The organism is Pseudomonas sp. MPB26 (assembly GCF_046605355.1).
In the GTDB taxonomy this organism is placed as follows: Bacteria; Pseudomonadota; Gammaproteobacteria; order Pseudomonadales; family Pseudomonadaceae; genus Aquipseudomonas; species Aquipseudomonas cedrina.
In genome coordinates, this window is record NZ_CP176793.1 from 695,452 (window position 1) to 715,647 (window position 20,196).

The window sequence follows — 20,196 nt, forward strand, 5'->3', positions numbered from 1 at the left end:
AACTCACTTATACCCTGCAAAACCGACACAGCCTGGCTTGCAGCGGCCCCGACGGATTGCAAAAGGTCTCAGCGCCAGTGTACAAATGGCCCGCTGCTGTCTGGAAATCGTCTTCAAACGCGCTCCGGCGCCCTGCTTGAACACCCTAAAAGCCGTAGCCCTATTGGTAAGACGCGACATTTAATTATAAGATCGCGCCTTCCCCTATTTCGTCGCCCCGTGCGGCTTTCGCCGCAGGTCTCGCCCGTTGTCACAATAAACAAGGCTTTGAGTATCTGCGGTCTGTTGCAAAAGGTAGTTAATGATGAGCGCAAGGCACTTTCTCTCCCTGATGGATTGCACGCCCGAAGAGCTGGTCAGCGTTATCCGTCGAGGCATTGAGCTTAAAGACCTGCGTAACCGCGGCGTACTGTTCGAGCCTTTGAAAAACCGCGTGCTCGGGATGATTTTCGAGAAGTCCTCGACCCGCACCCGCGTGTCTTTCGAGGCCGGCATGATCCAGCTGGGTGGCCAAGCCATCTTCCTGTCCTCGCGCGACACCCAGCTGGGCCGCGGTGAACCGATCGCCGACAGCGCCAAGGTGATGTCGAGCATGCTCGATGCGGTGATGATCAGAACCTTCGCCCACAGCACCGTGACCGAATTTTCCGCCAATTCCCGGGTACCGGTGATCAACGGCCTATCCGATGACCTGCACCCCTGCCAGTTGCTGGCCGATATGCAAACCTTTCTTGAGCACCGTGGTTCGATTCAGGGCAAGACCGTGGCCTGGATCGGCGACGGTAACAACATGTGCAACAGCTATATAGAAGCGGCGATCCAGTTCGACTTCCATTTGCGCATCGCCTGCCCGGAAGGCTTCGAACCCAATCCCGAATTCCTGGCCAAGGCGGACGGCCGCGTGCAACTGCTGCGCGATCCGAAAGACGCAGTGGTCGGCGCGCACCTGGTGAGCACCGACGTCTGGACCTCCATGGGCCAGGAAGAGGAGACCGCCACGCGCCTGGCCCGGTTCGCGCCCTATCAGGTGAATCGCGCGCTGCTCGACCTGGCCGCCCCGGATGTGTTGTTCATGCATTGCCTGCCGGCGCACCGCGGCGAAGAAATCAGCCTCGACCTGCTGGACGACCCACGTTCGGTCGCGTGGGATCAGGCTGAAAACCGCCTGCACGCGCAGAAAGCGCTGCTCGAATTCCTCGTGCCACCGTCGTACCACCACGCATGAGCCAGCCACTACTGCTGAACCTGCGCAACCTGGCATGCGGCTATCAAGACCAGCGAGTGGTGCAGAACCTCAACCTGCACCTCAATGCCGGCGACATTGGCTGCCTGCTCGGCTCTTCCGGCTGCGGCAAGACCACCACACTCCGGGCAATTGCCGGGTTCGAACCGGTGCACGAAGGGGAAATAAGCCTGGCCGGTGAAGTGATCTCCAGTGCCGGATTCACCCTGGCACCCGAGAAACGCCGCATAGGCATGGTGTTCCAGGACTATGCGCTGTTTCCGCATTTGAGCGTGGCCGACAACATCGCGTTCGGCATTCGCAAGCACCCGCAAAAAGAGCGTGTGGTCGCAGAATTGCTGGAGCTGGTGAACCTGAAGAACCTGGGCAAACGCTTCCCCCATGAACTCTCCGGCGGCCAGCAACAACGCGTCGCCCTCGCCCGCGCCTTGGCGCCCGAGCCTGCGCTGTTGCTGCTGGATGAACCGTTCTCCAACCTGGACGGCGAGTTGCGCCGCAAGCTCAGCCACGAAGTACGCGATATCCTCAAGGCACGGGGCACCAGCGCGATCCTGGTGACCCATGACCAGGAAGAAGCCTTCGCAGTCAGCGACCAGGTCGGTGTTTTCAAGGAGGGCCGGCTTGAACAGTGGGACACGCCCTACAACCTCTATCACGAACCGCAGACGCCTTACGTCGCCAGCTTTATCGGCCAGGGCTACTTCATCCGCGGGCAATTGAGTTCGCCTGAAGCGGTCAGCACCGAACTGGGTGAGCTGCGCGGCAACCGCGCCTATACCTGGCCGACGGGTGGCGCTGTGGACGTGCTGCTGCGCCCGGACGACATCGTCTACGCGCCGGACAGCACGTTGACAGCACGGATTGTCGGCAAGACATTCCTCGGTGCGTCGACCCTGTACCGCCTGCAATTGCCGACGGGCGCGCAATTGGAGTCGATTTTCCCCAGCCATGCAGACCATCAGGTCGGGGCGCAGGTGGGGATTCGGGTTGCAGCGGAACATCTGGTGTTGTTCCAGGCGTCGGGCAGCATGGCGGCGCAAATCCCGCAGGTCGAATCAGGCGTGCGGCGTTACAGTCCCGCTCACTGAAGAACTGACGAAACCGGGGCAAAAATGTGGGAGCGGGCTTGCTCGCGAAAGTGGTGGATCAGTCAATAATTTCGTGACTGACACTCCGCTTTCGCGAGCAAGTCGAATCGTCGCACCGCCGCTCCCACATTGGATCTTCATAGTTTTCGAAAGTGATGTCAGCCGCGGCCAATCGGTGCAAATTTAGCCTGCGTGTGCTCAGCTAGCACCGCCGCCGACAACTCAACTTCCAACCCCCTCCTCCCCGCACTCACAAAAATTGTCGCAAACGGCTGCGCCGTCACATCGATAAACGTGCGCAGGCGCTTCTTCTGCCCCAACGGGCTGATGCCGCCCAGCAGGTAGCCGGTCGAGCGCTGCGCCGCCGCCGGGTCGGCCATCTCGACTTTTTTCACCCCCGCAGCCTGTGCCAGAGCCTTCAAATCCAGACTTCCGACGACCGGCACCACCGCCACCAACAATTCGCCTTTCTCACTGCTGGCCAGCAAGGTCTTGAATACCTGCGCCGGGTCGAGCGCCAACTTTTCCGCAGCCTCCAGCCCGTATGACGCTGCCTTCGGGTCATGTTCGTAACTGTGGATGCGATGTTCGGCGCGAACTTTTTTCAACAGGTCCAATGCAGGGGTCATGACGTCTCCGGGCGTGGCAAACAGATGGCCAATTCTAGGCCAAGCCCACGTAAAACGCTCTAGTTCGCCCACTTTCAAGGTGCAGGCGCAGCATGGCAAATGTGATCATTCACGAGACCAATAGTTGTAAAATGACCAACAGTTCACTTTCGACCTTTGACAGCCGTCATTCTTGTCTATATTTTTTCGTTTCCGAATACTGTAGGAATAGACCTGCAGCGTTCCAGCAGTAAGCCGTGTCCGGGATGGGGATCCTTGCCAGGGTGAAAATCGCGCAACAGCCCGTTGAGGCCGTGCGCCAGACAAGAACAACAACTGAGGTTTTCCATGACAACTGCTCTTCAACAGCCTTCACTTTCGAGCCAATGCATGGCCGAGTTCCTGGGGACTGCGCTACTGATCTTCTTCGGTACAGGATGCGTAGCTGCGCTCAAGGTCGCGGGTGCCAGCTTTGGCTTGTGGGAGATCAGTATCATCTGGGGCGTCGGCGTCAGCATGGCCATCTACCTGAGCGCCGGCATTTCCGGGGCTCACCTCAACCCGGCCGTCAGCATCGCCCTGTGTCTTTTCGCCGACTTCGACAAGCGCAAACTGCCCTTCTATATCCTCGCCCAGATCGCCGGCGCCTTCTGCTCCGCCGCGCTGGTCTACACGCTCTACAGCAATCTTTTTTTCGATTACGAACAAACCCACCATATGGTGCGCGGCTCCCAGGCAAGCCTGGAGCTGGCGTCGGTGTTCTCCACCTACCCCCATGCGCTGCTGAGCACCGCCCAGGCGTTCCTGGTGGAAATGGTCATCACCGCGATCCTGATGGGTGTGATCATGGCCCTCACCGATGACAACAATGGCCTGCCACGCGGCCCGCTGGCCCCGCTGCTGATCGGCCTGCTGATCGCGGTGATCGGCAGCGCCATGGGCCCGCTGACCGGCTTTGCGATGAACCCGGCGCGGGATTTCGGCCCCAAGCTGATGACCTTTTTCGCGGGTTGGGGTGAAATGGCCTTTACCGGTGGCCGCGATATTCCCTACTTCCTGGTACCGATTTTCGCGCCGATCGTCGGCGCATGCCTGGGTGCTGCGGCCTATCGTGGGTTGATTGCCCGCCATCTGCCGAGCGCCGCACCTGCTATAGCTGAAGAAACACCTGACACGGCTGTCAACGGCAAGACGCGTATTTCCTGAAAACGCCAGCCTGGTCCCCTGCCCTTCGCGGCCCAGGCTGATTTCTGACTTCCTTATTTTCATGCAAGGCAATCGACATGACCGACCTTCAGAATAAGAACTACATCATTGCCCTTGACCAGGGCACCACCAGTTCGCGCGCGATCATCTTTGACCGTGACGCCAACGTGGTCTGCACCGCCCAGCGTGAATTCACCCAGCATTACCCGCAAGCCGGCTGGGTCGAGCATGATCCGATGGAAATCTTTGCCACCCAGAGCGCAGTGATGGTCGAGGCACTGGCCCAAGCCGGCCTGCACCATGACCAGGTTGCCGCCATCGGCATTACCAACCAGCGCGAAACCACCGTGGTCTGGGACAAGGTCACGGGCCGCCCGATCTACAATGCGATCGTCTGGCAATGCCGACGCAGCACCGAGATCTGCCAGCAGCTCAAGCGCGACGGCCACGAGCAATACATCAACGACAGCACTGGCCTGGTGACCGACCCGTACTTTTCCGGGACCAAGCTCAAGTGGATCCTCGATCACGTCGAAGGCAGCCGCGAGCGTGCGCGCAACGGCGAGCTGCTGTTCGGCACCATCGACAGCTGGCTGATCTGGAAATTTACCGGCGGCAAGACCCACGTCACCGACTACACCAACGCGTCGCGCACCATGCTCTTCAACATCCACACCCTGGAGTGGGACGCGAAGATGCTGGAGATCCTCGACGTGCCGCGCGAAATGCTGCCCGAAGTGAAGTCTTCTTCGGAAATCTACGGCCGCACCAAGAGCGGCATTGCCATCGGCGGTATCGCCGGTGACCAACAGGCTGCGCTGTTCGGCCAGATGTGCGTCGAAGCCGGCCAGGCAAAAAACACCTACGGCACCGGCTGCTTCCTGTTGATGAACACTGGCGACAAGGCGGTGAAATCCAAGCACGGCATGCTCACCACCATTGCCTGCGGCCCGCGTGGCGAAGTGGCCTACGCCCTGGAAGGCGCCGTATTCAACGGCGGTTCCACCGTGCAATGGTTGCGTGATGAGCTGAAAATCATCAATGACGCCCACGACACCGAATACTTCGCCGGCAAGGTCAAGGACAGCAACGGCGTCTATCTGGTCCCGGCCTTCACCGGCCTGGGCGCGCCGTACTGGGACCCGTATGCCCGTGGCGCGCTGTTCGGCCTGACCCGTGGCGTACGCGTGGACCACATCATTCGTGCAGCCCTGGAGTCGATTGCCTACCAGACTCGCGACGTGCTCGACGCCATGCAACAGGACTCGGGCGAACGCCTCAAGTCGCTGCGTGTGGACGGCGGCGCGGTGGCCAACAACTTCCTGATGCAATTCCAGGCCGATATCCTCGGCACACAGGTCGAGCGCCCGCAAATGCGCGAAACCACGGCATTGGGCGCGGCGTACCTGGCGGGCCTGGCCTGCGGTTTCTGGAGCAGCCTGGACGAATTGCGCGGCAAGGCGGTGATCGAGCGCGAATTCGAACCGCAGTTGGACGAGGTCGCCAAAGAGAAACTCTACGCCGGCTGGCAAAAAGCGGTGAGCCGTACCCGTGACTGGGAGCCCCACGAAGGTGCTGAATAAGCCAGGCGTCGCAACCCATATGGGGTTGTAACTGGCAGGGAGCGGATTCCTGCGTCATCATGGGCCACTTTTTTATGGCAGCCCAAAGGACGCCCCATGAATCTGCCTCCCCGCCAACAACAAATCCTCGAGCTGGTCCGCGAACGCGGCTATGTCAGTATCGAGGAAATGGCGCAGCTGTTCGTTGTCACCCCGCAAACCATCCGCCGCGATATCAACCAGTTGGCGGACGCCAATCTGCTGCGCCGCTACCACGGCGGCGCGGCCTATGACTCCAGTGTCGAAAACACCGCGTACGCCATGCGTGCCGACCAGATGCGCGACGAAAAACAGCGCATCGGCGAAGCCATCGCCGCACAGATCCCCGATCACGCCTCGCTGTTCATCAATATCGGCACCACCACCGAATCCATCGCGCGTGCGTTGCTCAATCACAATCACCTGAAAATCATCACCAACAACCTCAACGTGGCGACCATGCTCAGCGCCAAGGACGACTTCGACGTGCTGCTCACAGGCGGTAATGTGCGACGCGACGGCGGTGTGGTGGGCCAGGCGAGTGTCGACTTCATCAACCAGTTCAAGGTCGATTTTGCCCTGGTGGGTATCAGCGGGATCGACGAGGACGGCAGCCTGCTGGACTTTGACTACCAGGAAGTGCGGGTTTCCCAGGCGATCATTGCCAATGCGCGCAAGGTGATCCTGGCGGCGGACTCCAGCAAGTTCGGGCGCAATGCCATGATTCGCCTCGGGCCGATCAGCCTGGTGGACTGCCTGGTGACCGATCAGCAGCCGGTGCCAGCTTTGGTGCAGTTGTTGAATGAGCATAAGGTTCGGCTGGAAGTCGTCTAACCCCCTCGTTCCCACGCTCCGCGTGGGAATGCATCGCAGGACGCTCCGCGTCCGCTGTGACGCAGAGCGTCATAGGCTGAATTCCCACGCGGAGCGTGGGAACTATCAGTTCACAAATTTTTCTTTCCCCGCCCTTCGATGAGTTTTTTCAATCGAAGTCGACTGGCTGTGCCCGCGTTTATCAGCTACCATTTTCGCAAATGAACATTAATGTTCGAATTCCAATACGAAAAGATGAGAGGCCAGCCGATGAACCCTTCTACCTTGCCTGCTCCACCGCTTGCCGAAGTCTATGACGTTGCCGTAATCGGTGGCGGGATCAACGGCGTCGGGATTGCAGCAGACGCAGCCGGGCGCGGTTTGTCGGTATTCCTTTGCGAAAAGGACGACCTGGCCAGCCACACGTCTTCCGCCAGCAGCAAGCTGATCCACGGCGGCCTGCGTTACCTTGAACATTACGAATTCCGCCTGGTGCGTGAAGCGCTGGCTGAACGTGAAGTATTGCTGGCCAAGGCGCCGCACATCGTCAAGCAGATGCGCTTCGTCCTGCCGCACCGCCCGCACCTGCGTCCGGCGTGGATGATCCGCGCCGGCCTGTTCCTGTATGACAACCTGGGCAAGCGCGAAAAGCTGGCCGGTTCGAAAAGCCTCAAGTTCGGCCCGGACAGCCCGTTGAAAAGCGAAATCACCAAAGGCTTCGAATATTCCGACTGCTGGGTCGATGACGCCCGCCTTGTGGTACTGAACGCCATGGCCGCCCGCGAAAAAGACGCACACATCCACACCCAGACCCGTTGCGTCAGTGCCCACCGCAGCAAAGGCCTGTGGGAAATGAACATGGAACGCGCCGATGGCAGCCTGTTCTCGATCCGTGCCCGTGCGCTGGTAAACGCCGCAGGCCCGTGGGTCGCCAAATTCATCAAGGACGACCTGAAGCTGGACTCGCCGTACGGCATCCGCCTGATCCAGGGCAGCCACCTGATCGTGCCCAAACTTTATGAAGGTGCGCATGCGCACATCCTGCAGAACGAAGACCAGCGCATCGTTTTCACCATTCCGTACCTGAACCACTTGACCATCATCGGCACCACCGACCGCGAGTACAGCGGCGACCCGGCTGCAGTTGCGATCACCGAAGGTGAAACCGACTACATGCTCAAAGTGGTCAATGCGCATTTCAAGAAACAAGTGAGTCGCGACGACATCGTCCACACCTACTCCGGTGTGCGCCCGTTGTGCAATGACGAGTCGGACAACCCGTCGGCCATCACCCGCGACTACACCCTGGCCTTGTCGGGCGGCACGGGCGAGGCGCCGATCCTGTCGGTGTTCGGCGGCAAGTTGACCACGTACCGCAAGCTTGCCGAATCGGCGATGGCGCAACTGGCGCCGTACTTCACCCAGATGCGCCCGAGCTGGACCGCCAAGGCCAGCCTGCCGGGCGGCGAAGACATGACGACACCAGAGGCACTGGCCGAAGCCATTCGCAGCAAATTCGACTGGGTGCCGGGTGAGATCGCCCGCCGTTGGTCTACTACCTACGGCAGCCGCACCTGGCGCCTGCTCGAAGGCGTGCAATCGCTGGCCGACCTGGGCGAGCATCTGGGTGGTGGTTTATACACCCGCGAGGTCGACTACCTTTGCGCCGAAGAGTGGGCGACCCAAGCTCAGGACGTGCTGTGGCGCCGGACCAAGCTCGGCCTGTTCACGACCGCGCAGGAGCAGGAAAACGTGCAACGTTACCTGTCCAAGGTCGAGCAGAACCGCAGCAAGATCGAAGCTGCCTGACACACCCGTAATCCTGTAGGTGCGAGCTTGCTCGCGAAAAACCTGAGAACGCCGCGTTTATTCAGCATGAACGCGGCGTTTTTGCGTTTTTCGCGAGCAAGCTCGCTCCTACAGGCCCATTCGGTTTTCCGAACGCCACACAACGGCCTATTCGGTTTGCCGGATCAAAGGTTCTAAAATAATTCGTCATATAAAGGTTAATCACCAATTAAATCATGCAGTTAATCTTTTACTGCTGGTATGGCACGACTCATGCTCTACACTCTTGGACGATGCCTGGGACGCCTCAGGAGCCGTCACGGGCATTCGCTGTACAAGAGAGCCGTTTAGCTGGCTTCATAAAAAAAACAAATGTCGAGGAAGTATTGATGCGCATCGTTCCCCATATTCTGGGCGCAGCTATCGCTGCCGCTCTGATCAGCACTCCAGTGTTCGCCGCTGAACTCACCGGCACCCTGAAGAAGATCAACGACTCCGGCACCATCACTCTCGCTCACCGCGACAGCTCCATTCCGTTTTCCTACATCGCGGATGGTTCGGGCAAACCCGTGGGCTACTCCCACGACATTCAGCTGGCTGTCGTTGAAGCCCTGAAAAAAGACCTGAACAAACCCGACCTGAAGACCAAGTACAACCTGGTCACGTCGCAAACCCGTATTCCGCTGATCCAGAACGGCACCGCGGACCTTGAGTGCGGCTCAACCACCAACAACGCCGAACGCGCCCAGCAAGTCGACTTCACCACCAACATCTTCGAAATCGGCACCCGTCTGCTGGTCAAGAAAGACAAGGAAGGCAAGCCGTCGTACGCCGACTTCGCCGACCTGAAAGGCAAAAACGTCGTGACCACCGCTGGCACCACGTCCGAGCGCATCCTCAAGGCGATGAACGCCGACAAGCAGATGGGCATGAACGTCATCTCCGCCAAAGACCACGGCGAATCCTTCCAGATGCTCGAAAGCGGCCGCGCGGTTGCCTTCATGATGGACGACGCCCTGCTCGCTGGTGAAGAAGCCAAGGCCAAGAAGCCGGACGACTGGGTCATCACCGGTACGCCGCAGTCCTTCGAAGCCTACGCGTGCATGGTTCGCAAAGGCGATCCGGACTTCAAGAAAGCCGTGGATAACGCCATCGTCGGTCTGTACAAATCCGGCGAGATCAACAAGATCTACGCCAAATGGTTCGAAAGCCCGATCCCGCCAAAAGGCCTGAACCTGAACTTCCCGATGAGTGAAAAGGTGAAGGAGCTGATCGCCAACCCAAGCGACAAACCAGCGCCTGACGTAAAAATCTGATACCTGACTAAGCTTATCGCCTGAGGGAGCCAAACTTCCCTCAGGCGTCTGTTACTACCTGCTGGTTTTACTTTGGAACACTCGACCTGGCGGTTTTCGAGCCGATCGCGTGTGCCTGGCGTTCATCGCCGGGCGGGAATGGACTTTCCCCAAGCGGGTGCTTGTACATCGATCGATTTCGGGGGAGACCCTAATGAATTACAACTGGGACTGGGGCGTATTCTTCAAGTCCACGGGCGTTGGCAGCGAGACGTATCTCGACTGGTACATCGCCGGTTTGGGCTGGACTATCGCCATCGCTGTCGTGGCGTGGATTATCGCCTTGCTGCTGGGGTCCATCTTGGGCGTCATGCGCACGGTGCCGAACCGCCTCGTAGCGGGCATCGCGACCTGCTACGTCGAACTGTTTCGCAATGTGCCGCTGCTGGTTCAGCTGTTCATCTGGTACTTCCTGATACCCGACCTGCTGCCCCAGGGCCTGCAGGACTGGTACAAACAGGACCTGAACCCGACGACGTCCGCCTACCTGAGCGTTGTCGTGTGCCTGGGCCTGTTCACCGCCGCCCGTGTGTGCGAACAAGTGCGTACCGGCATCCAGGCGCTGCCACGCGGCCAGGAATCCGCCGCGCGGGCCATGGGTTTCAAGCTGCCGCAGATCTACTGGAACGTGCTGCTGCCCCAGGCCTACCGGATCATCATTCCGCCGCTCACCTCGGAATTCCTCAACGTCTTCAAGAACTCCTCAGTGGCGTCCTTGATCGGCCTGATGGAGTTGCTGGCGCAAACCAAGCAGACCGCCGAGTTCTCGGCCAACCTGTTTGAGGCCTTCACCCTGGCCACGCTGATCTACTTCACCCTGAACATGAGCCTGATGCTGCTGATGCGCGTGGTCGAGAAGAAAGTCGCGGTGCCCGGCCTGATCTCCGTGGGGGGTAAATAATGGAATTCGATTTCAGCGGCATCATCCCCGCCATCCCGGGCCTGTGGAACGGCATGGTCATGACCTTGCAGTTGATGGTCATGGGCGTGGTCGGCGGCATCATCCTGGGCACGATCCTCGCCCTGATGCGCCTGTCGTCCAGCAAACTGCTGTCACGCGTGGCCGGCGCCTATGTGAACTATTTCCGCTCGATCCCGCTGCTGCTGGTGATCACCTGGTTCTACCTGGCGGTACCGTTCGTGCTGCGCTGGATCACAGGCGAAGATACCCCGATCGGTGCGTTCACCTCCTGCGTCGTGGCCTTCATGATGTTCGAAGCCGCGTACTTCTGCGAAATCGTGCGGGCCGGCGTGCAGTCGATCCCCAAGGGCCAGATGGCGGCGGCGCAGGCCATGGGCATGACCTACGGCCAGACCATGCGCCTGATCATCCTGCCCCAGGCGTTCCGCAAGATGACCCCGTTGCTGCTGCAACAGTCGATCATCCTGTTCCAGGACACCTCGCTGGTCTACACCGTGGGCCTGGTGGACTTCCTCAACTCCGCCCGCTCCAACGGCGACATCATCGGCCGCTCCAATGAGTTCCTGATCTTCGCCGGTGTCGTCTACTTCATCATCAGCTTTTCCGCCTCGCTGCTGGTCAAGCGTCTGCAAAAAAGGTTTGCCGTATGATCTCTATCAAGAACATCAACAAGTGGTATGGCGACTTCCAGGTGCTGACCGATTGCAGCACCGAGGTTAAAAAAGGCGAAGTGATCGTGGTGTGCGGGCCGTCCGGCTCGGGCAAATCCACCCTGATCAAATGCGTCAACGCACTGGAACCGTTCCAGAAGGGCGACGTTATCGTGGACGGCACCTCGATTGCCGACCCCAAGACCAACCTGCCGCAACTGCGTTCACGCGTAGGCATGGTGTTCCAGCACTTCGAACTGTTCCCGCACCTGACCATCACCGAAAACCTGACCATCGCGCAGATCAAGGTGCTCGGCCGCAGCAAGGAAGAAGCCACCCAGAAAGGCCTGCAGTTGCTTGAGCGCGTGGGCCTGTCGGCGCACGCCCACAAGCACCCGGGCCAGCTCTCCGGCGGCCAGCAACAACGTGTGGCGATTGCCCGCGCCCTGGCCATGGACCCGATCGTCATGCTGTTCGACGAACCGACCTCGGCGCTGGACCCGGAAATGGTCAACGAAGTATTGGACGTGATGGTGCAACTGGCCCAGGAAGGCATGACCATGATGTGCGTGACCCACGAAATGGGCTTTGCCCGCAAAGTGGCCGACCGCGTGATCTTCATGGACGCCGGCAAGATCATCGAAGACTGCCCCAAAGAAGAATTCTTCGGCGACATCAGCGCCCGCTCCGAACGCGCGCAGCACTTCCTTGAGAAAATCCTGCAGCACTAAGTACTACAGCGCTTCCACTGTAGAAACCGGATCCAATGTGGGAGCGGGCTTGCTCGCGAATGCGGTTTGTCAGTCACTGAAGTATCAACTGACAGATTGCATTCGCGAGCAAGCCCGCTCCCACATTGGACCGTGCAGGCAGGCGAGCGGTAGCTGACCCAAGGCATCTGTGATGAAATGCGACCCCAACCAATTTCGCGCCGCACCGCCATCACTTGCCGTGAAACCACGCCTGATTCGCCAACTGTTCCTGCCACCGTTGATCATCGCCCTGATGATCGGCCTGGGTTACATCGGCTTCTGGATCAGCGAGTACTACGGCATTCGCACCCTCAGCGACACGGGCGAACGCCAGCTGGAGCTGCACGCCCGCACCGTCGAAAGTGAACTGAGCAAATACACTTACCTGCCCAGCCTGCTGGAACTGGAATCCAGCGTATCCACGCTGTTGGCCGATCCCAACCAGGAAACCCGCAAAACCGTCAACGATTACCTTGAAGGCCTCAACCGACGCAGTCGCAGCCGCGCCATCTACGTGATGGACACCACTGGCCGCGTACTCGCCACCAGTAACTGGCGCGATGCCGACAGTTACCAAGGCGAAGACCTGTCCTTTCGCGCCTACTTCCAGAACGCCGTGCGCGGCCAGCCCGGACGTTTCTATGGCATCGGCAGCACCAATGGCGAACCCGGCTACTACCTCGCCCACGGCCTGGAAGAACACGGCAAGATCATCGGTGTCGCCGTGGTCAAAGTGCGCCTCGAAGCCCTGGAAGAACGCTGGCAGCGGGCGCGCCTCGAAGCCTTCGTCAGCGACGAGAACGGCATCATCATCCTCTCCAGCGACCCGGCCCGCCGTCTCAAGGCCGTGCGCCCGCTGAGCGATGAAACCAAGGACCGCCTGGCCCACAGCCTGCAATATTACTGGGCGACGCTGAACGCGCTGGAGCCCCTGGCCCGCGAACGCCTCAACGAAGGCACCGAGAAACTGACCTTCCCGGCCAACAGTGAAGTGGTCAATGATGAACACGCCGTCAGTTACCTGGCGCAAACCCGCCCGCTCAACGACACACCGTGGAATTTCACCCTGCTCACCCCGCTCAACGACCTGCGCCGCGCCGCCATCAACCAGGGCATCCTGGTGGCGGTCGCGTTCGGCCTGGTCGCGTTTTTGCTGATTGCCTGGAACGAACGGCGCAAGGTCATCGCCACCCGCCTTGCTGCACGGGAAGCCCTGCAGGAAGCCAATAGCCAGCTGGAGCGACGGATCGCCGAACGCACCGCCGACCTGCGCGCCAGCAACGAAAGGCTCAAAGGCCAGATCCGCGAGCGGCGCCAGGCCGAAGAAACCCTGCGCCGCGCCCAGGATGAACTGGTGCAGGCCGGTAAGTTGGCCGCCATCGGCCAGATGTCCACCAGCATCGCCCACGAACTGAACCAGCCGCTGGCGGCACTGCGCACTTTGTCCGGCAACACCGTGCGCTTTCTGGAGCGCGGCGCGCTGGACACCGCCAGCGCCAACCTCAAGACCATCAACGAACTGATCGACCGCATGGGCCGCATCACCGCCAGCCTGCGCTCCTTTGCAAGGCGCGGCGACGACCAGGGCGAAGCCAGCCTTGCCAAGGCTGTGGACGCCGCGTTCCAGGTACTCGGCGCACGCCTGGACAGCCTGCCGCTGACCCTGCACCGCGACTTTGCCCAGGCCCAGCTGCAAATCGACCAGACGCGCCTGGAGCAGATCCTGGTTAACCTGATCGGCAATGCCCTTGACGCCATGCAAGCCCAGCCGGCACCCGAGCTGTGGCTGGACGGCAGCAGCGCCGACGGCAAATACCGCCTGCAGGTGCGCGACAATGGTCACGGCATCGACCCCGAGGCGCGCAAACATTTGTTCGAACCGTTCTTCACCACCAAACCCGGCGAGCAAGGCCTGGGCCTGGGCCTTACCCTATCCGCCAGCCTGGCGGCGGCCACCGGCGGCAACCTCGCCGTGGAACACCCGGCCAGTGGCGGAACGGCCTTTGTCCTATGCCTGCCCTTGGCGGGCGTTCAAAAAGCTGAGTCGACATGAATACAGACGCTACTGCCCTTAAAGACGACCTCACCGTACTGATCGTCGAAGACGACCCCCACGTGTTGCTCGGTTGCCAACAAGCCCTGGCCCTGGAAGATATTCCCAGCGTCGGCGTGGGCAGTGCCGAAGAGGCGTTGCAGCGCATCGGCGAGAACTTCGCCGGCATTGTGATCAGCGACATTCGCCTGCCGGGCATCGACGGCCTGGAACTGCTCACGCGCCTCAAGGTTCTGGACAAAAGCCTGCCGGTGGTGCTGATCACCGGGCATGGCGATATCTCCATGGCGGTCGGCGCGATGCGCAATGGCGCCTACGATTTCATGGAAAAACCCTTCTCCCCCGAGCGCCTGGTGGACGTCGCGCGCCGCGCACTGGAGCAGCGCGGGCTGGCGCGGGAAGTCTGGTCGCTGCGCCGCCAACTGGCCGAGCGCGATTCCCTGGAAGGCCGCATCATCGGCCGCTCGCCAGCCATGCAGAACCTGCGCGAGTTGATCGCCAACGTCGCCGACACCTCGGCCAACGTATTGATCGAAGGCGAGACCGGCACCGGCAAAGAACTGGTTGCGCGCTGCCTGCATGATTTCAGCCGGCGCCATGCCCACCAGTTCGTCGCGCTGAACTGCGGTGGCCTGCCGGAGAACCTGTTCGAAAGCGAGATTTTCGGCCACGAAGCCAACGCCTTCACCGGCGCCGGCAAGCGTCGCATCGGCAAGATCGAGCATGCCCACCAAGGCACGCTGTTTCTCGATGAAGTGGAAAGCATGCCAATCAACCTGCAGATCAAATTGCTGCGCGTCTTGCAGGAGCGCACCCTGGAACGCCTGGGCTCGAACCAGAGCGTGGCGGTGGATTGCCGCGTGATCGCCGCCACCAAGTCCGACCTCGACGAACTGAGCCGCGCCAGCCAGTTTCGCAGCGACCTGTACTACCGCCTCAATGTGGTGACCCTGGAACTGCCGCCCCTGCGCGAGCGACGCGAAGACATCCTGCAATTGTTCGAACACTTCCTGCAGCAGTCGTCCCTGCGCTTCGACCGCGCGGTGCCGGAGCTGGACAACCAGACCCTGTCGAGCCTGATGAGCCACGACTGGCCGGGCAACGTGCGTGAACTGCGCAACGTTGCCGAACGCTTCGCCCTTGGCCTGCCCGCCTTCAAGAAAAGCGGCGCCAGCAGCGGCAACCACGGCCTGGCCTTCACAGAGGCGGTGGAGGCCTTCGAACGCAACCTGCTCAACGACGCCCTGCAACGCAGCGGCGGCAACCTGACCCAGGCCAGCCAGGAACTGGGGATGGCCAAGACCACCTTGTTCGACAAAGTCAAAAAATACGGGCTGAGTCATTGATGGATCTTTTCTTGAAGGCCGCCCTGGGCGCCGCCGTGGTATTGATTCTGGCGGCGCTGGCCAAGACCAAAAACTATTACATCGCGGGGTTGGTACCGCTGTTTCCGACCTTTGCGTTGATCGCCCACTACATCGTCGGCAAGGGCCGTTCGGTGGAGGATCTGAAGACCACAATATTATTCGGGATGTGGTCGATCATTCCGTATTTCGTGTATCTGGCGACGTTGTATGTGGTGGTGGATCGGCTGCGGTTGGAGGCGTCGTTAGCCGTGGCAGCGGTAGCCTGGTTGATGGCTGCGACCGTGCTGGTAAGCATCTGGGTACGCGTCCACACCTGACACAACTCGATCAAAAAATGTGGGAGCGGGCTTGCTCGCGAATGCGGTGGCTCAGTCAATATCCCAGTGACTGATACACCGCATTCGCGAGCAAGCCCGCTCCCACATTTGGATCTGCGTCTGCCAGAGAGGTCAGCGGACAATCTTGTCGACCTGGATGCCCAGCTTTTTCAGGCGATACCAAAAACTGCGCTCGGAAATCCCGATCTTCGCCGCCGCCGCAGCCTGCACCCCATTGCTCTCCTGAAGCGCCGCCAGAATATAAGCCTTCTCCACCTCCGCCAGCGCCGCATCCAGATCCCGCGGAATGCCCGGCCCGTCGCTGAGGATTGCAGTCACGCCGCCGTCGCTCGGCTTCGATGCGAACAGGTAACCCGGCAAGTCGATATCCTCAATGACCGGCGAAGCCGCCACGATGGTCGCGCGCTCCACGCAATTTTGCAGCTCACGGATATTGCCCGGCCAGTGATACGCCGCCATGGCCTGCAACGCTTCGGCACTGAACCCGGTAATGCGTTTGCCGGCGGTGGCGCTCAGCGTGTGGGCGAAGTGCCGGGCCAGGGGCGCGATGTCTTCCACGCGTTCACGCAACGCCGGCAGCGGGATCGGGAACACATTGAGGCGGTAATACAGGTCTTCGCGAAATTCCTTGTTGGCCACCGCCTCCAATAGATTCTTGTTGGTGGCCGCGATCACCCGCACATCCACCTTGCGCTCGCGCGGGTCGCCCACCGGTTCGATCACACGTTCCTGCAACGCGCGCAGAATCTTGGCTTGCAGGGCCAGCGGCATATCGCCCACTTCATCGAGAAACAACGTGCCCTTGTCGGCCTGCTGGAAGCGCCCTACCCGGTCGGCCACGGCGCCGGTAAACGCGCCTTTGCGATGGCCGAACATTTCGCTCTCCAGCAACCCTTCGGGGATGGCCGCGCAGTTGACCGCCACGAACGGCTTGTCGGCACGGCTGCCGTGCTTGTGGATGGCGCGGGCGACCATTTCCTTGCCGGTGCCGCTTTCGCCGGTCAGCAGGATGGTGGCGCTGCTGTCGCGCACCGAGTCCACCGCTTGCAGCACTTTGCGAAACGCCGGGCTGTCGCCGACCAGGCTGTCGAATTGCGCATGTTCATCCAGCTCGGCACGCAGGCGTGCGTTGTCGCGCATGATGTCGCGAAACTGCAGGGCCTTGGCCACGGTGATGTCCAGTTCGTCGATGTCGAACGGCTTGGCGATGTAGTCGTAGGCACCGTTGCGCATCGACTGCACGGCGTTTTTCACCGTGCTGTAGGCGGTCATCACGATCACCGGCACATGGGGGTAGCGCAGCTTGATCTCGGCCAGCAGCGCCGGCCCGTCCATGCCCGGCATGCGCCAGTCACTGATCACCAGGTCGATGTCTTCCCCTTCCAGCACCTTGAGCGCATGCAGACCATTGCCGGCGATAAACACCTGCACGTCGTTCTGGCCCAGGGCCGACGCCAGCAGGTCGCAGAGCTTGGGTTCGTCGTCGACGACCAGAATGTTATGCGTCATGACTGTCCTCGTCGTCTTCGCCTATCGCCGGAATGTACAGGCTGAACGTGGCGCCGGCATCTTTCTCACTGGCGCATTCGATGCTGGCGTCGTGACTTTCCATGATCGAATAGACTTTGGCCAGGCCCAGGCCGGTGCCGGAAGCCTTGGTCGTGACGAAGGGTGTGAAGATACGCTCGATCATTTCGGCAGGTATGCCCTGGCCGGTGTCGGCAATGCTGATCACCGTATGCTCGCCCGCCGTGCGGATGCCCAGCGTCAGGCGCCCGCCTTCGGGCATCGCGTCGATGGCGTTGAGAATCAGATTGAGGCACGCCTGCCTGAGCTGCTTGGCATCCGCATAAAGGGTCGCGCCCGGTGCTTGGTCATCGATATGCGCATCAATGTTATGGGAGGCCAGTTCCGGGCCGCAGAAGCCGAGGATTTCTTCCACCAGGGCGCGCGCAGGCAGCACTATGCGCAACGGCGGGTTGGGCTTGGCGAAGTCGAGGAATTCGGTGATCAGGTCGTTGATGCGGCTGACTTCACTGATCACGTATTCAAGATGACGCTTGTCGGTGTCCGCCAGATCGGCCCGGCGGTGCAGCAGTTGGGTCGCCGTCTTGATGATCCCCAGCGGGTTACGGATTTCATGGGCCAGGCCCATGGCGACTTCACCCAGGGCGTGCAGGCGATCACGCCTGCGCAACTGAGCTTCAAGCTGATGCAACTCGCCCAGGCGCTCGGTCATATGGTTGAAAGTGCTGCTCAATTGCGCCAGCTCGTCGCCACCGCTGACCACCACGCGGTGCGCGTAATCGCCGGAAATTACCGCGCCGACGCCCTGGGAAAGATCCCGCAGCGGCTGGGTCAGGCGCCGCGACACCAAAACCCCCGCCGCCAGCGACAGCGCCGAGCTGAGCAGGAAGATCAGCACGAACAGATTGCTCTGGTTCACCAGCCCTACCAGGCTGGTGTGGCGCAGCAGGCCGCTGAAAATCACGCCTTGCAGCTCGCCCGCATCGTTGAAGATCGGCCAGTACAAACCGCTGTAGTTGTTGGTGAACTGCTCGCTGGGCTGCTTGGTGCTGCGCATCGCGGTTTCGACGTTCTTGGGGATGCGCGAGGGGTGATCCTCGAAGCGCTGCGTCGAGAATATCTCGGAGAACCCGTCGGGGTTGGCCAGGTACAGGCGCAGGTCCAGGGAATGCACATCGGCCACGCTGGTGAGGAAACTGCTGTCCAGGTAAGTCCCCACCAGCAGCAGATAATCGACGCCGTCCTGGCTGGTTTCGAAGGTCGAGACCACAATGCCGGTGGACGCGCCGCCCACCTGCACCGTCTGCAACACCGTGTTCTTGGCCAGGCTGATCTGCTTGACGATGTCATCGGCGGCGGTGCTGAACACTAGCTTGTGGTCACTGAGGCGGATCAGCGCCACCACGTCGATATCGGTGGCGTCGGCAATGTCGGCGGTGAGCCGGTCGTGTCTCGCGGCCTGCCGGCTCGAAGGCGGGCTGGTGTAGCGCAGGAACAGTTTGGCCATGCGCGCGTTGTCGTGAAGGATGTCGCCGATCTCATCCTTGACGATCTTGGTCGACTCCTGCAGCCAGATCCGCACGTTGCTGTCGAAGATCTGCGACAGCGTGGTGGCGGCCAGTTCCGCGGCGATCATGGTGGGGATCACGCTGACCAACCAGAACGCCAGCACCAGCTTGCGCTGGACGCTCCAGCGCGAAATGGCAAAGGGGCGGGCTTTCTGGCGGGTCTTGGTGATCATCAGGTTTCGCTTATCGCAGCAGCCATGGCAGGGTCGGAACGATCCGGTCGAATAAAAGGTTTTACAAGCATGAGCAGGCCGTTGACCAGCCGGTTGCGGTGGCGGAAAAACACACTATTGCCCTGGAACTCGCAACCCAGGCGCAGCTTACTGGCATACCCGGCCTGTCCGCACTCATACCGCGCGATATTGTGTTGGATACAGTAGTCGACGTTGGTCAGCCAACTGCGAAAGTAGAGGTTGTAGTCGCGGCTGAATTCGACGTCATGCCCGAAAAACTTGTCCACCAGCCGATGCTCGTCGACCAGCACCAGATTGAACGCCACCAACCGCTCGCCCACCCAGTAGAGCACACAGACCGCGCGCTCATCGAGGCGTTCGAGCACACCGGTGAAGTAACCGGCGGGCAGCCGCTCGAACTGCAATTCGGCACGTGCCAGCGTGGCTTCGTACAGGCGCATGACCTCGGGCAGCACATCGTCGATCGTGCGCCGCCACTCCACCCGCGGCCCCGGCGCACGCAGTTTGCGGCGCAGGTCCTTGCGGGTGGATTTGCCCAGCGAGCCCAGGTAGGCGTCTACCGAGCCAAAAGGCAGCGGCAGCACGCCCGTGGGCAAGCTCGGCATGCTTTGCAAGCCCGCCGCCCGGCAACTCTGGCGCCAATGCGGGTCTTTGCTTGGCGCGTCCTTGACCGCCAGCAGGCCGATACCAAAGTCATCGGCATCTCGGCGAGCGGCTTCCAGCAAGTGCTTGAGTAACTGCGGACGCAGTGTCTGTGACACGCCACTGGCGAAGCCGGCATCGCAACGTTCGGCCACCGGGGAACCGAGCGCGTATAAGCCAAGTTGCAGCAACCCCGGCCACAGCCGTTCGACACCCTCGGTCAAGCGCTTGCCTGCGCCCGACACCGTGGTGTCGAGGCGATAATGGGTGATGAACGCGGCGGCCACCGCCACCAGCGTTCCATCCTTGTAGACCGCCAGGTAGCGCCACTGGAAATCAGCGAAGGCGGCGTTTTCCACGGCGACGTAATAGTCCCAGTCTTCCAGGGCACCCGGGAAACAGTCGTTCCAGGCGCTGCGCTGGATGGCCCGGATGGTCGGGAAGGCTTGGGTAGTGATCAAAGAGTTTTCCTTAGCCTTTG

At 60.8% G+C, this 20,196-nt stretch carries 17 protein-coding genes; 13 read left to right on the plus strand and 4 right to left on the minus strand.

Annotated elements, in window-relative coordinates:
* Positions 1-304: 304 nt before the first annotated feature.
* Positions 305-1,225 carry an ornithine carbamoyltransferase gene (gene argF / locus ACLH0H_RS03335; RefSeq protein WP_411380963.1) on the plus strand — a complete coding sequence of 307 codons (921 nt, stop codon included), beginning with the start codon at positions 305-307 and terminating at the stop codon, positions 1,223-1,225.
* Positions 1,222-2,331 (plus strand): ABC transporter ATP-binding protein, encoded by a 1,110-nt coding sequence (locus tag ACLH0H_RS03340; protein WP_411380964.1) that lies wholly within the window; start codon positions 1,222-1,224, stop codon positions 2,329-2,331. Before argF ends, ACLH0H_RS03340 begins: the two co-directional genes overlap by 4 nt.
* 158 nt (positions 2,332-2,489) lie before the next feature.
* On the opposite strand, the gene ybaK is transcribed toward ACLH0H_RS03340, so the two are convergent.
* Positions 2,490-2,960, minus strand: a complete 471-nt coding sequence (ybaK, locus tag ACLH0H_RS03345) for a Cys-tRNA(Pro) deacylase (protein WP_411380965.1) — start codon at positions 2,958-2,960, stop codon at positions 2,490-2,492.
* 327 nt (positions 2,961-3,287) lie between these two features.
* Between ybaK and ACLH0H_RS03350 the strand changes: the two genes are divergently transcribed.
* The 11 genes from ACLH0H_RS03350 (at position 3,288) to ACLH0H_RS03400 (ending at position 15,763) form a co-directional block, all read left to right on the plus strand.
* Entirely contained in the window at positions 3,288-4,145 is an 858-nt protein-coding gene (locus tag ACLH0H_RS03350) for an MIP/aquaporin family protein (protein ID WP_076951402.1), read from the plus strand.
* Between the two features lie 77 nt (positions 4,146-4,222).
* Positions 4,223-5,728, plus strand: a complete 1,506-nt coding sequence (gene glpK, locus ACLH0H_RS03355) for a glycerol kinase GlpK (RefSeq protein ID WP_076951401.1) — start codon at positions 4,223-4,225, stop codon at positions 5,726-5,728.
* 96 nt (positions 5,729-5,824) lie between these two features.
* The gene (locus ACLH0H_RS03360; protein WP_049709759.1) at positions 5,825-6,580 is read left to right on the plus strand and encodes a DeoR/GlpR family transcriptional regulator; all 756 of its coding nucleotides are present in this window, start codon (positions 5,825-5,827) and stop codon (positions 6,578-6,580) included.
* 249 nt (positions 6,581-6,829) lie between these two features.
* Entirely contained in the window at positions 6,830-8,368 is a 1,539-nt protein-coding gene (gene glpD / locus ACLH0H_RS03365; RefSeq protein WP_411382491.1) for a glycerol-3-phosphate dehydrogenase, read from the plus strand.
* Positions 8,369-8,736: 368 nt separating this feature from the next.
* The gene (locus ACLH0H_RS03370; protein WP_411380966.1) at positions 8,737-9,663 is read left to right on the plus strand and encodes a glutamate/aspartate ABC transporter substrate-binding protein; all 927 of its coding nucleotides are present in this window, start codon (positions 8,737-8,739) and stop codon (positions 9,661-9,663) included.
* A 193-nt stretch (positions 9,664-9,856) separates the two neighbouring features.
* Complete coding sequence (locus tag ACLH0H_RS03375) at positions 9,857-10,603, plus strand: amino acid ABC transporter permease (RefSeq protein WP_003231445.1); 747 nt, start codon at positions 9,857-9,859, stop codon at positions 10,601-10,603.
* A complete protein-coding gene (locus tag ACLH0H_RS03380; RefSeq protein WP_057021812.1) occupies positions 10,603-11,274 on the plus strand; it encodes an amino acid ABC transporter permease in 672 nt (223 codons plus the stop codon). The genes ACLH0H_RS03375 and ACLH0H_RS03380 overlap by 1 nt, the downstream gene beginning before the upstream one ends.
* The gene (locus ACLH0H_RS03385) at positions 11,271-12,005 is read left to right on the plus strand and encodes an amino acid ABC transporter ATP-binding protein (RefSeq protein WP_411380967.1); all 735 of its coding nucleotides are present in this window, start codon (positions 11,271-11,273) and stop codon (positions 12,003-12,005) included. The genes ACLH0H_RS03380 and ACLH0H_RS03385 overlap by 4 nt, the downstream gene beginning before the upstream one ends.
* 172 nt (positions 12,006-12,177) lie before the next feature.
* Complete coding sequence (locus ACLH0H_RS03390) at positions 12,178-14,079, plus strand: ATP-binding protein (protein WP_411380968.1); 1,902 nt, start codon at positions 12,178-12,180, stop codon at positions 14,077-14,079.
* Complete coding sequence (locus tag ACLH0H_RS03395) at positions 14,076-15,425, plus strand: sigma-54-dependent transcriptional regulator (protein WP_411380969.1); 1,350 nt, start codon at positions 14,076-14,078, stop codon at positions 15,423-15,425. The genes ACLH0H_RS03390 and ACLH0H_RS03395 overlap by 4 nt, the downstream gene beginning before the upstream one ends.
* Positions 15,425-15,763, plus strand: coding sequence for a GlpM family protein (locus ACLH0H_RS03400; protein ID WP_124526125.1), 339 nt, complete (start codon positions 15,425-15,427; stop codon positions 15,761-15,763). Before ACLH0H_RS03395 ends, ACLH0H_RS03400 begins: the two co-directional genes overlap by 1 nt.
* Before the next feature lie 132 nt (positions 15,764-15,895).
* Here the strand turns inward: ACLH0H_RS03400 and ACLH0H_RS03405 are convergent, their stop codons facing one another.
* The 3 genes from ACLH0H_RS03405 to ACLH0H_RS03415 are packed head-to-tail and all read right to left on the minus strand — an operon-like array spanning position 15,896 to position 20,176.
* Complete coding sequence (locus ACLH0H_RS03405; RefSeq protein WP_411380970.1) at positions 15,896-17,293, minus strand: sigma-54-dependent transcriptional regulator; 1,398 nt, start codon at positions 17,291-17,293, stop codon at positions 15,896-15,898.
* A complete protein-coding gene (locus ACLH0H_RS03410) occupies positions 17,283-19,052 on the minus strand; it encodes an ATP-binding protein (protein WP_411380971.1) in 1,770 nt (589 codons plus the stop codon). Before ACLH0H_RS03410 ends, ACLH0H_RS03405 begins: the two co-directional genes overlap by 11 nt.
* Positions 19,052-20,176, minus strand: coding sequence for a GNAT family N-acetyltransferase (locus tag ACLH0H_RS03415; protein WP_411380972.1), 1,125 nt, complete (start codon positions 20,174-20,176; stop codon positions 19,052-19,054). The genes ACLH0H_RS03410 and ACLH0H_RS03415 overlap by 1 nt, the downstream gene beginning before the upstream one ends.
* Positions 20,177-20,196: the final 20 nt, after the last annotated feature.